General features: G+C 54.7%; 10 protein-coding genes, 7 tRNA genes and 3 rRNA genes. 19 read left to right on the plus strand and 1 reads right to left on the minus strand.

The window, feature by feature from the left end:
* The gene (locus tag NLK58_RS16145; RefSeq protein WP_341581299.1) at nt 1–1,410 is read right to left on the minus strand and encodes a peptidoglycan DD-metalloendopeptidase family protein; all 1,410 of its coding nucleotides are present in this window, start codon (nt 1,408–1,410) and stop codon (nt 1–3) included.
* Nucleotides 1,411–1,714: 304 nt separating this feature from the next.
* On the opposite strand from NLK58_RS16145, the gene tyrS reads away from it, so the two are divergent.
* From tyrS to rplA, 19 genes are all read left to right on the plus strand, one after another.
* Entirely contained in the window at nt 1,715–2,917 is a 1,203-nt protein-coding gene (gene tyrS / locus NLK58_RS16150) for a tyrosine--tRNA ligase (protein ID WP_341581300.1), read from the plus strand.
* A 370-nt stretch (nt 2,918–3,287) separates the two neighbouring features.
* Nucleotides 3,288–4,836, plus strand: a 16S ribosomal RNA gene (locus NLK58_RS16155).
* An 88-nt stretch (nt 4,837–4,924) separates the two neighbouring features.
* Nucleotides 4,925–5,001: transfer RNA gene (locus NLK58_RS16160), tRNA-Ile, on the plus strand.
* Nucleotides 5,002–5,271: 270 nt separating this feature from the next.
* Nucleotides 5,272–5,347: transfer RNA gene (locus NLK58_RS16165), tRNA-Ala, on the plus strand.
* Between the two features lie 324 nt (nt 5,348–5,671).
* A 23S ribosomal RNA gene (locus NLK58_RS16170) occupies nt 5,672–8,564 on the plus strand.
* A 101-nt stretch (nt 8,565–8,665) separates the two neighbouring features.
* Nucleotides 8,666–8,780: ribosomal RNA gene (rrf, locus tag NLK58_RS16175) — 5S ribosomal RNA — on the plus strand.
* Together the 16S, 23S and 5S rRNA genes with 2 tRNA genes alongside form the textbook arrangement of a ribosomal RNA operon.
* Before the next feature lie 245 nt (nt 8,781–9,025).
* Nucleotides 9,026–9,991 (plus strand): biotin--[acetyl-CoA-carboxylase] ligase, encoded by a 966-nt coding sequence (locus tag NLK58_RS16180; protein ID WP_341581301.1) that lies wholly within the window; start codon nt 9,026–9,028, stop codon nt 9,989–9,991.
* Entirely contained in the window at nt 9,988–10,719 is a 732-nt protein-coding gene (locus tag NLK58_RS16185) for a type III pantothenate kinase (protein WP_341581302.1), read from the plus strand. Before NLK58_RS16180 ends, NLK58_RS16185 begins: the two co-directional genes overlap by 4 nt.
* Complete coding sequence (locus tag NLK58_RS16190) at nt 10,719–11,393, plus strand: hypothetical protein (RefSeq protein ID WP_341581303.1); 675 nt, start codon at nt 10,719–10,721, stop codon at nt 11,391–11,393. The genes NLK58_RS16185 and NLK58_RS16190 overlap by 1 nt, the downstream gene beginning before the upstream one ends.
* 31 nt (nt 11,394–11,424) lie before the next feature.
* Nucleotides 11,425–11,500 (plus strand) — tRNA-Thr (locus NLK58_RS16195).
* A 40-nt stretch (nt 11,501–11,540) separates the two neighbouring features.
* Nucleotides 11,541–11,625: transfer RNA gene (locus NLK58_RS16200), tRNA-Tyr, on the plus strand.
* Nucleotides 11,626–11,635: 10 nt separating this feature from the next.
* Nucleotides 11,636–11,710 (plus strand) — tRNA-Gly (locus NLK58_RS16205).
* Nucleotides 11,711–11,723: 13 nt separating this feature from the next.
* A tRNA-Thr gene (locus NLK58_RS16210) sits at nt 11,724–11,799 on the plus strand.
* A 51-nt stretch (nt 11,800–11,850) separates the two neighbouring features.
* A complete protein-coding gene (tuf, locus tag NLK58_RS16215) occupies nt 11,851–13,047 on the plus strand; it encodes an elongation factor Tu (RefSeq protein ID WP_117619468.1) in 1,197 nt (398 codons plus the stop codon).
* Between the two features lie 37 nt (nt 13,048–13,084).
* Nucleotides 13,085–13,160, plus strand: a tRNA-Trp gene (locus NLK58_RS16220).
* A gap of 33 nt (nt 13,161–13,193) precedes the next feature.
* Entirely contained in the window at nt 13,194–13,562 is a 369-nt protein-coding gene (secE, locus tag NLK58_RS16225) for a preprotein translocase subunit SecE (protein WP_099619732.1), read from the plus strand.
* Nucleotides 13,563–13,574: 12 nt separating this feature from the next.
* Nucleotides 13,575–14,108, plus strand: coding sequence for a transcription termination/antitermination protein NusG (gene nusG / locus NLK58_RS16230; protein WP_117619462.1), 534 nt, complete (start codon nt 13,575–13,577; stop codon nt 14,106–14,108).
* Nucleotides 14,109–14,226: 118 nt separating this feature from the next.
* Entirely contained in the window at nt 14,227–14,658 is a 432-nt protein-coding gene (gene rplK, locus NLK58_RS16235; RefSeq protein WP_012139849.1) for a 50S ribosomal protein L11, read from the plus strand.
* 1 nt (nt 14,659) lies between these two features.
* Nucleotides 14,660–15,358 (plus strand): 50S ribosomal protein L1, encoded by a 699-nt coding sequence (gene rplA, locus NLK58_RS16240; protein WP_117619463.1) that lies wholly within the window; start codon nt 14,660–14,662, stop codon nt 15,356–15,358.
* The last annotated feature ends 27 nt before the right edge of the window (nt 15,359–15,385 follow it).

Here is a 15,385-nt window from a genome sequence, read left to right on the forward strand (position 1 = left end):
TCAGTCGTCTGAAGCCAGTGCGAGTTGCCGGTAGCTCTCGCGGAAAACATCAAATTGTGCGATTCGTTGTTCGGTGACCTGCTTGAAGCGGGCCATCTCGGAAGACGGTACAGGTTTTGCGTCCGGCAATTTCACAGTGCGTGAGTTGCGCGGAGCGCCGTTCAGCCGGAACTCATAGTGTAGATGTGGCCCGGTTACCATGCCGGAGGAACCGACATAGCCGATGGTTTCGCCCTGCTTTACCCGGGTGCCATTCTTAATGCCCTTTCCAAGGCGACTCATATGGGCGTAAAGCGTGGTGATGTTGTCGCCATGCTTCAGGATAACCGTGCGGCCGTAACCGCCTTTCCATCCTGCAAACTTCACACGACCTGCGCCGGCTGCCTTGATGGGGGTTCCTGGGGGGGCGCCATAGTCGGTGCCCTCGTGAGGACGAACCACATCCAGAACAGGGTGGCGCCTTTGAAGATTGAACGGCGAGGATACCCGCGCATTAATCGGCGTGCGCAGGAATGCCTTGCGCATGCTTTTGCCGTTGGGGTTGTAATAATCGCTGTCGCCATTGCTGTCGGTGTAGAGTAGGGCAGTGTTCTCCTCGCCACGGTTCACAAATCGGGCAGATAGGATGCGACCGGTATCGAACTTCTCGCCATCAAGGTAAAGTTCTTCATAGACCACTTCAAACTGGTCGCCCTTGCGGACGTCGTACACAAAGTCGATTTCCCAGCCGAAGATACCGGCCAACTCCATAGTGAGTTGGTCATTAAGTCCAGCTTCGCGAGCGGCAAGATAAAGTGAGCCGTCGATTGTTCCGGAAGCGAACGCCGGCCGTGCTTCAGGTTTGCGAACTTCCGTCTCGCCGGTGAAGCTTTCGCCTTCCCTGCTGATTTTCAGGGTTTCCAGGAGGTTGCGCTGCAGCTCAACGAAAGCCAGAGCGCCGTCACCAGCTGTGGCGAAACGGATCGTTTCACCGGCGTAGAGGCGCTGCAACTTTTCGGCTTCTCCGTCGCCGTGGATCACCGAGAGCATGATGCCGTCATTGAATCCAGCTTTCTTGAATAGTGAGGACAGGGTGTCGCCCGACTTGATGGCGAAGGTTTGCCACTCCAGTTCCGGTTGTTCCGGCGCGGCCGGGGCTGCAGGCTCGGTAACGCTGACTTGCTGGGAAGACTGCTCTGTGGAATCTGCCGTAGGCGATGCAGGCTGTTCGTCCACTGAGAGCGAACCCGGTTGCGCTGACGGCTCCGGTTCAGCGTTCGTCTTTGCGACGGTTCCCTGCTCCAGATCCAGTGAATAGGACATCCGCTTGGCTTCGACATTGCTGCTGGGGCTCATCAGAACAGTGGCGGTAACAATCACAGTCGCCGCTGCAGCAATGGTAATGTGTGTTTTTGGAAACATTTTCAGCACGTGTCACACCCGTTTTAATCGGTATTCCGGCAGCTTGTACTATCTAATTAAAGCTGCTGTTCAAGTATAGTCCAACAGATTACCGTATAAAATGCATGCGGGACAGCGTGAAATATTACGGTTACTGCCCCATCCTCCGGATTTCTTTTGGCAGCGTTGTTATAATGCGCCGCCCTTTTGTTTCGGTGTTGGTCAAAATCTGGTCAAACCACTCTAGCAGGAGAGCGGGTAACTCACAGATTTCTTTTGTTGAAGTCTGTAACCGATGAAATCTTTCAAGATCAAGATTGGGGACGTGTTGGTCATGGCATGCACTGATGAAGCGTTGGCGATTATCAAGCGCGGAGTAGACGAACTCATTCCGGAAGGTGAGTTGGTAGAAAAACTAAGGAAGGGCCGTCCTCTCAGGATTAAGGCCGGCTTCGATCCCACTGCGCCCGATCTTCACCTTGGACACACCGTCCTTATTAACAAGCTTCGTCAGTTTCAGGATCTGGGTCACGAGGTCATCTTCCTGATCGGTGACTTTACTGGGATGATTGGTGATCCGACCGGAAAGAGTGCCACCCGGCCCCCTCTGACAGAGCAACAGGTAGCCGATAACGCGGTCAGCTATAAAGAGCAGGTGTTCAAGATTCTCGATCCATCGAAAACCCGTGTGGTTTTCAACTCCGAATGGATGGGCAAAATGACCGCGGCCGATATGGTCAAGCTGGCGGGACAGTATACCGTTGCCCGTATGCTTGAGCGCGATGATTTTACCAAGCGCTACCGGGCGGAGCAGGCCATTGCGATCCATGAGTTTCTCTATCCCCTGGTGCAGGGGTACGATTCGGTCGCCCTTGAGGCAGACGTTGAATTGGGTGGGACCGATCAGAAGTTCAACTTGCTGATGGGACGGATTCTTCAGAAGCATTATGGTCAGTCTCCCCAGGCGATTCTCACCATGCCTATTCTGGAGGGGCTTGATGGCGTTCAGAAGATGTCCAAGTCCCTTGGGAACTATGTGGGCGTTAATGATTCTCCGGGTGAGATGTACACCAAGCTGTTGTCGATGCCGGATGATCTTCTCTGGCGTTACTTTGAGCTGCTGAGCTTCCGTCCGCTTGCAGAGGTGGAGACGTTCCGGAAGGAAGTGTCGGTGGGGGGCAATCCCCAGGATTATAAAAAGTTGCTGGCGGAAGAGATTATTACCCGCTTCCATGGTGAAGAGGCTGCAAAGACGGCGCACAAGTCAGCTGGGAACCGTGTTTCTCTTGGGGAGATTCCCGAGAACCTGCCGACCATTGAGGTTTCACTTGAAGGTCAGTCCGGGATGCCAATGGCTTCGGTATTGCGTTTGGCAGGCCTGGTAAAGAACGGTGCTGCCGCCCGCGATGTGCTGGGGCGTGGGGCGGTTTTCGTCGATGGCCGGAAATTCGAGGGCGACCGGGTGTTCGTGAAAGGTGACGACTGCGTCATACAGGCGGGAAAGAAGAAGATAGCCCGGGTTTTGGTCACTGCGTAACCGGGTTTCGGCGATTTTGAAATTTTTTTCAGGATCGCCGTTGACACCTTGGCGCAGGTCTGTAGAATGCGCATCTCTTTCGAGGGGCAGGCCAGTTGGGAGGCTCTGGATTCGAAAGACAACTGTTTGAAAGTATTCGAAAATTTGATATTTAAATTGTTCGAAATAAACGGTTGACAGGGTGGCGGAACGATGTAGAATACGCCTCCTTGATTGAGCCACGGCTCAACCGCTCTTTAAAAAGTTAACCAAGTAATTCGTGTGGGCGCTGGCCGAGGTATTTCGGAGATGAAATATCAGGACAGTGACTCGTCGAAATTGAGTTTTGTCTTGAGCAAGAATAGAGGATCTTCGGATTCTTGTATGATTTAAACTGAAGAGTTTGATCATGGCTCAGATTGAACGCTGGCGGCAGGCTTAACACATGCAAGTCGAGCGGTAACAGGTCCTTCGGGATGCTGACGAGCGGCGGACGGGTGAGTAATGCTTAGGAATCTGCCTGGTAGTGGGGGATAGCCCGGGGAAACCCGGATTAATACCGCGTACGCCCTTCGGGGGAAAGCAGGGGATCTGTTCTTTTCGGAGAGTGGACCTTGCGCTATCAGATGAGCCTAAGCCGGATTAGCTAGTTGGTGGGGTAAAGGCCCACCAAGGCGACGATCCGTAGCTGGTCTGAGAGGATGATCAGCCACATCGGGACTGAGACACGGCCCGAACTCCTACGGGAGGCAGCAGTGGGGAATATTGGACAATGGGGGCAACCCTGATCCAGCCATGCCGCGTGTGTGAAGAAGGCTTTCGGGTTGTAAAGCACTTTCAGTGAGGAGGAAGGCCTTAAGGTTAATACCCTTGAGGATTGACGTTACTCACAGAAGAAGCACCGGCTAACTCCGTGCCAGCAGCCGCGGTAATACGGAGGGTGCAAGCGTTAATCGGAATTACTGGGCGTAAAGCGCGCGTAGGTGGTTTGATAAGCGAGATGTGAAAGCCCCGGGCTTAACCTGGGAACGGCATTTCGAACTGTCAGGCTAGAGTGTGGTAGAGGGGTGTGGAATTTCCTGTGTAGCGGTGAAATGCGTAGATATAGGAAGGAACACCAGTGGCGAAGGCGGCACCCTGGACCAACACTGACACTGAGGTGCGAAAGCGTGGGGAGCAAACAGGATTAGATACCCTGGTAGTCCACGCCGTAAACGATGTCAACTAGCCGTTGGGACTCTTGAAGTCTTAGTGGCGCAGCTAACGCACTAAGTTGACCGCCTGGGGAGTACGGCCGCAAGGTTAAAACTCAAATGAATTGACGGGGGCCCGCACAAGCGGTGGAGCATGTGGTTTAATTCGACGCAACGCGAAGAACCTTACCTGGCCTTGACATGCTGAGAACTTTCCAGAGATGGATTGGTGCCTTCGGGAGCTCAGACACAGGTGCTGCATGGCCGTCGTCAGCTCGTGTCGTGAGATGTTGGGTTAAGTCCCGTAACGAGCGCAACCCCTATCCCTAGTTGCTAGCAGTTTGGCTGAGAACTCTAGGGAGACTGCCGGTGACAAACCGGAGGAAGGTGGGGATGACGTCAGGTCATCATGGCCCTTACGGCCAGGGCTACACACGTGCTACAATGGCGCGCACAGAGGGCTGCAAACCCGCGAGGGGAGCCAATCTCACAAAACGCGTCGTAGTCCGGATCGCAGTCTGCAACTCGACTGCGTGAAGTCGGAATCGCTAGTAATCGTGAATCAGAATGTCACGGTGAATACGTTCCCGGGCCTTGTACACACCGCCCGTCACACCATGGGAGTGGATTGCACCAGAAGTGGTTAGTCTAACCTTCGGGAGGACGATCACCACGGTGTGGTTCATGACTGGGGTGAAGTCGTAACAAGGTAGCCGTAGGGGAACCTGCGGCTGGATCACCTCCTTAAACGAAGCCGAAGGCTTCGGTCAGAGTCCACACGAATTACTTGGTTGGCTAATAAAGAGAGCAAAGGGTCTTACAGGCCCGTACCTTTGGGTCTGTAGCTCAGTTGGTTAGAGCGCACCCCTGATAAGGGTGAGGTCGGTGGTTCAAATCCACCCAGACCCACCAAAATTGCGTTATCCGTCGTTATCGCCGGGCTCACGTGCTACTCGCACGCTACACCCGCCGATGCCTAGGCTAACCCAATTTTCGGAGCATGCCTTGGAGTTGCGGGGCACGCCGGTTGGGTAACCCGAAGTGAGTGACGAACGCGGATGCGCCGGACAGGTTTTGTCAATCCAGGCGCAGCGTGAGTGAGTGAAGGAGTGACCCTCGATGGGTCATGACGGATGCGAACGAAGGCTGCAACGACGAGTGACAGAAGCTGGACAAGTAGACGGGGCTATAGCTCAGCTGGGAGAGCGCCTGCCTTGCACGCAGGAGGTCGGCAGTTCGATCCTGCCTAGCTCCACCAAGTTTACTGACCAACGCGAGTTGGCAGTGTACAGAAACAAGTTTTTCAGTTTGATGACCGAGTTAAGGGTTATGGCTGAAGACCTTCTTTCTGATCACTGGGTCAGATTTGCTCTTTAACAAATTGGACGAGATAGAACACGAAGACGTTTTCTCATTATCTCCGAGAAAACGTGTTCAATGTGATAGCGATTTCAAGCGTTATCCGGTGTTGTCGTTGAAGTGGTTGTTATATTGCTTCAAGTGACTGTCTCGAAACAGGGTTCTTTGTCAGGCTTGCCTGGTAAGGGATGTTGATTCGTGAACAGTTGTCTTGGGGTTATATAGTCAAGCAACTAAGCGCATACGGTGGATGCCTTGGCAGTCAGAGGCGATGAAAGACGTGGAAGCCTGCGATAAGGCTCGGGGAGCTGGCAAACAAGCTGTGATCCGGGCATCTCTGAATGGGGAAACCCACCGACTTTCGGGTCGGTACCGTACAGTGAATACATAGCTGTGCGGGGCGAACCGGGGGAACTGAAACATCTAAGTACCCCGAGGAAAAGAAATCAACCGAGATTCCCTCAGTAGCGGCGAGCGAACGGGGACCAGCCCTTAAGCTGGACGACGGGTAGGAGAAGGCTCTGGAAAGGGCCGCCATAGTGGGTGATAGCCCCGTATCCGAAACCCAAGTTCAGTGAAATCGAGTAGGACGGGACACGTGATATCCTGTCTGAACATGGGGGGACCATCCTCCAAGGCTAAATACTCCTGACTGACCGATAGTGAACCAGTACCGTGAGGGAAAGGCGAAAAGAACCCCTGTGAGGGGAGTGAAATAGATCCTGAAACCGTATGCGTACAAGCAGTCGGAGCGGACGTGTTCCGTGACGGCGTACCTTTTGTATAATGGGTCAGCGACTTATGTTCAGTGGCGAGGTTAACCGTTTAGGGGAGCCGTAGGGAAACCGAGTCTGAATAGGGCGATTTAGTCGCTGGGCATAGACCCGAAACCGGGCGATCTATCCATGAGCAGGTTGAAGGTTGAGTAACATCAACTGGAGGACCGAACCCACTGTCGTTGAAAAGCCAGGGGATGACTTGTGGATCGGAGTGAAAGGCTAATCAAGCCCGGAGATAGCTGGTTCTCCCCGAAAGCTATTTAGGTAGCGCCTCGGACGAATACCACAGGGGGTAGAGCACTGTTTCGGCTAGGGGGTCATCCCGACTTACCAACCCGATGCAAACTCCGAATACCTGTGAGTACTATCCGGGAGACACACGGTGGGTGCTAACGTCCATCGTGAAGAGGGAAACAACCCAGACCGCCAGCTAAGGTCCCCAAGTACCAGTTAAGTGGGAAACGATGTGGGAAGGCTCAGACAGCTAGGAGGTTGGCTTAGAAGCAGCCATCCTTTAAAGAAAGCGTAATAGCTCACTAGTCGAGTCGGCCTGCGCGGAAGATGTAACGGGGCTCAAACTGGTCACCGAAGCTGCGGCTGTGCACGCAAGTGCACGGGGTAGGGGAGCGTTCTGTAAGCCTGCGAAGGTGTGTTGAGAAGCATGCTGGAGGTATCAGAAGTGCGAATGCTGACATGAGTAACGACAATGGGGGTGAAAAACCCCCACGCCGGAAGACCAAGGGTTCCTGCGCAACGCTAATCGGCGCAGGGTGAGTCGGCCCCTAAGGCGAGACCGAAAGGTGTAGTCGATGGGAAACGGGTTAATATTCCCGTACCTTGGATAGCTGCGATGGAGAGACGGAGAAGGCTAGGTGAGCCGGGCGACGGTTGTCCCGGTTTAAGCGAGTAGGGAGTGGACTTAGGCAAATCCGGGTCCACAATCTCGAGACGCGACGACGACTGCTCATAGAGCGGGAAGTCATTGATGCCCTGCTTCCAGGAAAATCTTCTAAGCTTCAGGCTATTCGGGACCGTACCCCAAACCGACACAGGTGGTCAGGTAGAGAATACCAAGGCGCTTGAGAGAACTCGGGTAAAGGAACTAGGCAAAATGGTGCCGTAACTTCGGGAGAAGGCACGCCGGTATTACGTGAAGCCCCTGCGGGTGGAGCGGACGCCGGTCGAAGATACCAGGCCCCTGCGACTGTTTATTAAAAACACAGCACTGTGCAAACACGAAAGTGGACGTATACGGTGTGACGCCTGCCCGGTGCCGGAAGGTTAATTGATGGGGTTAGCGCTTGCGCGAAGCTCTTGATCGAAGCCCCGGTAAACGGCGGCCGTAACTATAACGGTCCTAAGGTAGCGAAATTCCTTGTCGGGTAAGTTCCGACCTGCACGAATGGCGTAACGATGGGGGCGCTGTCTCTACCCGAGACTCAGTGAAATTGAAATCGCCGTGAAGATGCGGTGTATCCGCGGCTAGACGGAAAGACCCCGTGAACCTTTACTATAGCTTCACAGTGAACTTTGAGCATGTTTGTGTAGGATAGCTGGGAGGCTTTGAAGTGGGAACGCCAGTTCTCATGGAGCCAACCTTGAAATACCAGCCTGACCTGTTTGAGGTTCTAACTTGGTCCCCTGATCGGGGATGAGGACACTGTGTGGTGGGTAGTTTGACTGGGGCGGTCTCCTCCCAAAGCGTAACGGAGGAGCACAAAGGTGGGCTAAGCATGGTCGGACATCATGCGGTTAGTGTAATGGCACAAGCCCGCTTAACTGCGAGACAGACACGTCGAGCAGGTACGAAAGTAGGTCATAGTGATCCGGTGGTTCTGTATGGAAGGGCCATCGCTCAACGGATAAAAGGTACTCCGGGGATAACAGGCTGATACCGCCCAAGAGTTCACATCGACGGCGGTGTTTGGCACCTCGATGTCGGCTCATCACATCCTGGGGCTGAAGCCGGTCCCAAGGGTATGGCTGTTCGCCATTTAAAGTGGTACGCGAGCTGGGTTTAGAACGTCGTGAGACAGTTCGGTCCCTATCTGCCGTGGACGTTGGAGATTTGAGGAAAGCTGCTCCTAGTACGAGAGGACCGGAGTGGACGAACCTCTGGTGTTCGGGTTGTCACGCCAGTGGCATTGCCCGGTAGCTATGTTCGGACAGGATAACCGCTGAAAGCATCTAAGCGGGAAGCCCCTTCCAAGATGAGATCTCCCTGGCCCCTCGAGGGCCCTGAAGAGCCGTTCAAGACCAGGACGTTGATAGGTCGGGTGTGTAAGCGCTGCGAGGCGTTGAGCTAACCGATACTAATTGCTCGTGCGGCTTGACTATATAACACCCAAGACAATTGCGGGTAACGCAAACCGAAATCGATTATCACTCAGAAAACACCCTGAACGTTCCATCTCGTCCCCCAGTGATCAACCGTTTTGCCTGACGACCATAGCGGTCTGGAACCACCTGATCCCATCCCGAACTCAGAAGTGAAACAGACCAGCGCCGATGGTAGTGTGGCGTTGCCCATGTGAGAGTAGGTCATCGTCAGGCTCCTAAATAAAACAGCCCCGACAGCGTATGCTGCCGGGGCTTTTTTGTTTTGGATCGAGGCCCTGCTGTGCACTACAACGGCCCCCATGTGACAAGGCGTGCTCGATATCAATGTAAACCTGACTGCAACGCCCATTCCCTGATCTGTCGGCGGCGAATTCGCAAAGCCTGACCGCCGACTTTGTTTTTTTCGCCTCCCTGGTGTTTAATCCGGCCTTACCCAATTTTATGGCTGGATACGTCTTATGAAATCCAAGGCACTTTTAGAGCTTCTCAGTGACGGCCAGGTTCACTCGGGCGAGTTCCTGGCCGCTCGCCTTGGCGTTAGTCGCACCGCGATCTGGAAACAGATTCGTCGCGCCATGGACGAGGGCATTGAGATTGCCACAATTCGCGGGCGCGGGTATCAGCTGGTTTCCCGGGTTGACCTTCTTGACCGGGATTCAGTGCTCCAGTGTCTCGATCCGTGGCGCAGGGAAGCGCTATCTTTGAATGTGCTCGATGAAGTGGATTCAACCAATGCCGAAGTGATCAGGCAGGTCGCGGCAGGGGCCGGGAAAATGCCGGTAGCCATCGCTGATTGTCAGACTGCGGGACGCGGACGTAGAGGTCGCGTCTGGCAGAGCCCACGGGGAGAAAATCTCTACTTGAGCATGGGGCTAACTTTCCATGGTGGGTTTGGCGTTCTTGATGGTTTGAGCCTGGTGTTGGGTGTTGCCGTCGCCAACGCGCTTGAGCAGCTTGGCGTGCCAGAGGTTGGGCTCAAATGGCCCAATGACATCTTTCTTCCAGACGGCAAGCTGGGCGGTATTCTTGTAGAGTTGCAGGGCGAGCTTGAGGAAGGGGTTGTTCAGGTGATCGCTGGTATCGGGCTCAATGTTCACATGTCCCGGGCAGAAGGTGTTGATCAGCCGTGGAGCAGCCTCGCCAGGACGTGTCCGGAGATTGTGTGGTCACGGAATCAGATCGCTGGCGCCATTATTGAAGCAGTACTGGATGCGGTTCCGATTTTTTCGGACCTGGGTTTCGGGGACTTTCGTGAGCCCTGGCAGCGGCGCGATATTTTTATGGGGAAGCCGCTTCAGGCGCGAGGTGGCGATGTTGAAGGCGTTGGTTGCGGTATTGATGACAATGGTAATTACCAGATACGGACCGCTGACGGAATCGTTCCGGTACGAGCCGGAGAGATCAGCTTGCGGGTAATGCAATGAAGCTCTACGTTGACGCCGGTAATACCCGGCTCAAATGGTGTCTCGAGGAAGCCGGCGAGACAGTAGCCAGCGGTGCCGGCGTGCTGGATGAGGAAAATCCGTTACCGGGCATTGCAGGCTTTGCATCCCGCATTAGCCGGATTGCGGTTTCAACGGTTGCCTCAGAGGAGAAGCGCGAGCGACTGCTCGGTTATCTGGCGGGGCTGAGCAACGTGCCTGCCCGTTGTTATTGGTCGGAACCGGAGCGGGGTGGGCTTCAAAATGCCTATTCCGACTACGACAGGATGGGCGCTGATCGCTGGCATGCGATGTATGGTGCGTGGATTGGCCACAAGCAGGGCTTTGTTGTTGTGGACGCGGGTAGTGCGGTCACCGTGGATTTTGTGGATCAGTACGGCCGGCACCTCGGGGGGTATATTCTCCCGGGCCTGCAGATGATGTTCCGGAGCCTCAAAACCGATGCGGCGCGTATCGGATTCGATCCTGGGCAGGTTTTGGAAACCGGTCCTGGCAAAAGCACCGGCGAATGCGTTAACCATGGGGTTGCGTGGCTGTCGGACGCCATGATTGTCCGTATCCTTTGGGATGCGCAGGCGTTTGGTCTTGCGGATGTTCTGGTTACCGGTGGCGATGCGGATCGACTCATCGGGCTTGGCCTGTCCGGAATCCATCGTCCTGATCTGGTCTTGGCGGGCCTCCGTGCCATTGCTGATGAGGAAGCGTCCTGATGCGATGGATGGCGCTACTCCTGCTGCTTTTGAGTCTGGGGCTTTATTATCTTCCTGATTATCTTGGGCCCTCCGGTGGCATGGCCAAAGTCGCCAGTGGAAGTCTCCCGAGGGTAGTCAGTCTGAAGTCACCGGATCCGGAGGGGGGGCCGGTCAAAGTGGTTCCGTCTCAAGAAGCGCCTGTGTTGTCCTGCGTACGCCTTGGCTGGATAGACACCGCTGAGCGTGCCCGGGAACTGATCAATAGCCAGCCTCTTGTCAGCGAGGCGGGTTTTGCCGTTGAAGAGGAAGGCCGGGCGCTCCCTCCCTTATACTGGGTGCTCATCCCGCCTCAGCCCCGGGAGGTGGCTTTGCGCCAGTTTCGGGATATTCAGCGACAGGGTATCGATTCCTACCTGGTAACCGGGGGGGAGAACCGCAACGCCATTTCCCTCGGCCTGTTCGAGCATCGGAAATCTGCAATATCCATGCTGGAAGAAAAAAAACATCAGAATCTTAATGCGGTACTGGTCAACTTCCCCCGAAATCAGATAAGCTACGCCCTCACTTTTGAGGCTGAGCCGGACCTCGCGGAGGAACTGGTTCAGGCGGTGAAAGCGGATTACGGCAACGATTTTGATTTCGTCGAGTTCAGGCCTTGTGAAGGTGTTGCAACGCCAGAAAAAAATCCGTAGTATACCGCCCTCGCTGAAGAGGCGATTGTGGGCTGGCGTAGCTCAGTTGGTAGAGCAGCTGACTTGTAATCAGCAGGTCGGGGGTTCGATTCCGTCCGCCAGCTCCATTTTTAAGTTTTGACGGATTTGCATAAGTGAATCCGACTCGGAGGGGTTCCCGAGTGGCCAAAGGGATCAGACTGTAAATCTGACGGCATCGCCTTCGCAGGTTCGAATCCTGCCCCCTCCACCACTAATTGCTCGCGGGCATCGTATAGTGGCTATTACCTCAGCCTTCCAAGCTGATGACGCGGGTTCGATTCCCGCTGCCCGCTCCAATTTGCTTGCAGTGCTCATGTAGCTCAGTCGGTAGAGCACATCCTTGGTAAGGATGAGGTCACCGGTTCAATTCCGGTCATGAGCTCCATTATTTATCCGGTCAACGTTACGATCCTGGTTGATTAGGGAGATTGGTCGAATGTCTAAGTCTAAGTTTGAACGTAATAAGCCGCACTTGAACGTGGGCACCATTGGTCACGTTGACCATGGCAAGACCACTTTGACAGCAGCCCTGACTCGCGTGTGTCACGAAGTCTGGGGTACGGGTGAGAGCCGTGCGTTTGACCAGATTGATAACGCCCCGGAAGAGCGTGCGCGTGGTATTACCATTGCGACCTCTCACGTTGAGTACGATTCCCCGACCCGTCACTACGCTCACGTAGACTGCCCGGGCCACGCGGATTATGTGAAGAACATGATCACGGGTGCGGCCCAGATGGACGGCGCTATTCTGGTTTGCTCCGCAGCGGACGGCCCCATGCCGCAGACTCGTGAGCACATCCTGCTGTCCCGTCAGGTGGGCGTACCTTACATCGTTGTGTTCCTGAACAAGGCGGACATGGTAGACGATGAAGAGTTGCTTGAGCTGGTAGAGATGGAAGTTCGTGACCTGCTGAGCCAGTACGACTTCCCGGGTGACGACACGCCGATCATTACCGGTTCTGCGTTGATGGCGCTGGAAGGCAAAGATGACAACGAGATGGGTACTTCCGCGGTCAAGAAGCTGGTAGAGGCCCTGGACGACTACATCCCTGAGCCGGAGCGTGCGATTGATCAGCCGTTCCTGATGCCGATTGAGGACGTATTCTCCATCTCCGGTCGTGGTACGGTGGTAACCGGTCGTGTTGAGCGTGGCATCATCAAGGTTGGTGACGAAGTGGAAATCGTGGGTATCAAGGATACCGTGAAGACCACGTGTACCGGCGTTGAAATGTTCCGCAAGCTGCTGGACGAAGGCCGTGCTGGTGAGAACGTGGGTGTTCTGCTGCGTGGAACCAAGCGTGACGACGTTGAGCGTGGTCAGGTTCTGTGTGTGCCGGGCTCCATCAAGCCGCACACCAAGTTCGAGTGCGAAGTGTACGTGCTGTCCAAGGAAGAGGGTGGTCGTCATACGCCGTTCTTCAAGGGCTACCGTCCGCAGTTCTACTTCCGTACTACCGACGTAACGGGTTCCTGTGAACTGCCGGAAGGCGTGGAAATGGTTATGCCGGGTGACAACGTGAAGATGAGTGTTACCCTGATTGCTCCGATCGCCATGGAAGATGGTCTGCGCTTCGCGATTCGCGAAGGCGGCCGTACCGTTGGTGCCGGCGTGGTCTCCAAGATCATCGAGTAGGTTACTCGAGAGTAAGTGCGCTGAGTTGTTTCGGTGCAGGCCAGTAGCTCAATTGGCAGAGCAGCGGTCTCCAAAACCGCAGGTTGGGGGTTCGATTCCCTCCTGGCCTGCCATTTTTTAACATCCGGATACATAAGTTGATTCCTATGGAGTCAAAAGCCGTTCAGTCGACCAGCCGTTTCGATTTCGTGAAGTGGCTGGTTGTTTTCGTTCTGATCGCCATCGGTGTGGTGGGGAATCAGTATTATAGTGCCGAGTCTCTGCTGTATCGGGTTCTGGCTCTTGTAGGTCTCGCGATTGTTGCGGCGCTTGTCGCCCTTCAAACCGATCGTGGTCGTCGTTTTGCGACGCTGCTGAAGGAAGCGAGGGTGGAGATCCGGAAAGTGGTATGGCCCACCAGGCCCGAATTGGTGCAGACAACTGCGATTGTTGTGGTGTTTGTGCTGGTCGTTGCGCTGTTGTTGTGGGGTATGGATTCGCTGATCAGCTTGCTGGTCGCCGGGTTTATCGGTTAACAGGAGTGGGCAATGGCTAAGCGCTGGTACGTCGTTCATGCGTATTCTGGCTTCGAAAAGCAGGTAATGCGCACTCTGAAAGAGCGTGTTGCTCTTGATGGCATGGAAGACAGGTTCGGCGAAATCCTGGTTCCGACCGAGGAAGTCGTCGAGATGCGTGAAGGGAAGAAGCGCAAGAGTGAGCGCAAATTCTATCCAGGGTACGTACTGGTCCAGATGGAAATGGATGACGCAACGTGGCACCTTGTAAAGAACACGCCACGGGTTCTGGGTTTTATCGGTGGCACCAAGGATAAGCCGGCACCCATCACCGAGAAAGAGGCAGAAGCAATTCTGCGTCGTGTCGAGAGTGGTGCGGACAAGCCCAAGCCCAAGACCCTGTTTGAGCCAGGTGAAGTTGTTCGTGTTGTTGAAGGGCCTTTCGCTGACTTCAACGGCGTTGTAGAAGAAGTTGACTACGACAAGAGTCGTGTCAAGGTTGCCGTTTTGATCTTCGGCCGTTCAACTCCGGTAGAGCTGGAGTTTGGGCAGGTCGAGAAAGACTGACCGGCAATACGAAAGCTGGAAGCTCGCGCGCTATGGCGACGCGGGCTTTTTGTGTCTGCTTTTTGCAGCTGTAACTAAAGGGGAGCCGAAAGGCGTCTGAACCCACAGGAGATGTATCATGGCTAAGAAGATCGAAGCCTATATCAAGCTTCAGGTTGCTGCCGGTAAGGCCAATCCAAGTCCCCCCGTTGGTCCTGCACTGGGTCAGCGCGGCGTAAACATTATGGAGTTCTGTAAGGCGTTTAACGCACAGACCCAGGATATGGAGCCAGGCCTGCCGATTCCTACTGTTATCACGGTTTACAGTGATCGCAGCTTTACCTTTATCACCAAGACTCCGCCTGCACCGGTTCTTCTCAAGAAGGCCGCCGGCATCAAGAGTGGCTCCGGTCGTCCGAATACCGACAAGGTTGGTACCGTGACCCGTGAGCAACTTGAAGAAATTGCCAAGACCAAAGAGCCGGATCTGACCGCTGCCGATATGGACGCAGCGGTACGTACCATTGCAGGAACAGCCCGCAGTATGGGTCTGAACGTGGAGGGCCTGTAACATGGCAAAGCTGAGCAAGCGTCAGAAGCTTATTCGTGAAAAGGTAGACTCTACCCGTTCCTACTCTGTTGACGAGGCAGTTTCGCTGCTGGTCGAGCTGGGTCAGAGCGTGAAGTTTAAAGAGTCAGTAGACGTGGCTGTAAACCTGGGCGTTGATGCACGTAAATCCGATCAGGTGGTTCGTAGCAGTACTGTTCTGCCACATGGCACCGGTAAGACTGTCCGGGTGGCCGTCTTTACCCAGGGCGCCAATGCCGAGAAAGCGACAGCGGCCGGTGCAGATATCGTCGGTATGGACGATCTGGCAGACGAAGTTAAAAAAGGCAACATGGATTTCGACGTGGTTATCGCCACTCCCGATGCCATGCGTGTTGTTGGTCAGCTGGGCCAGATTCTGGGTCCCCGTGGCCTGATGCCGAACCCGAAGGTGGGTACTGTGACTCCTGACGTTGAGACTGCGGTCAAAAACGCCAAGGCAGGGCAGGTTCGTTACCGCACCGACAAGAACGGCATTATCCATGCCCCGCTGGGTAACGTTGAGTTTTCTGCCGAGAACATCAAGGAGAACCTTGAGGCTCTGGTGGCAGATCTGAAAAAGGCCAAACCCTCGTCGGCGAAAGGCGTGTATCTCAAGAAGATCACCGTTTCCTCGACTATGGGTCCTGGCCTGACTATCGATCAGAGCGGTCTGAACATCTGATTCTCTGAGCGGTAGTTACTTTGTAGT

This window comes from Marinobacter metalliresistant (assembly GCF_038098645.1).
Taxonomy (GTDB): Bacteria; Pseudomonadota; Gammaproteobacteria; order Pseudomonadales; family Oleiphilaceae; genus Marinobacter; species Marinobacter metalliresistant.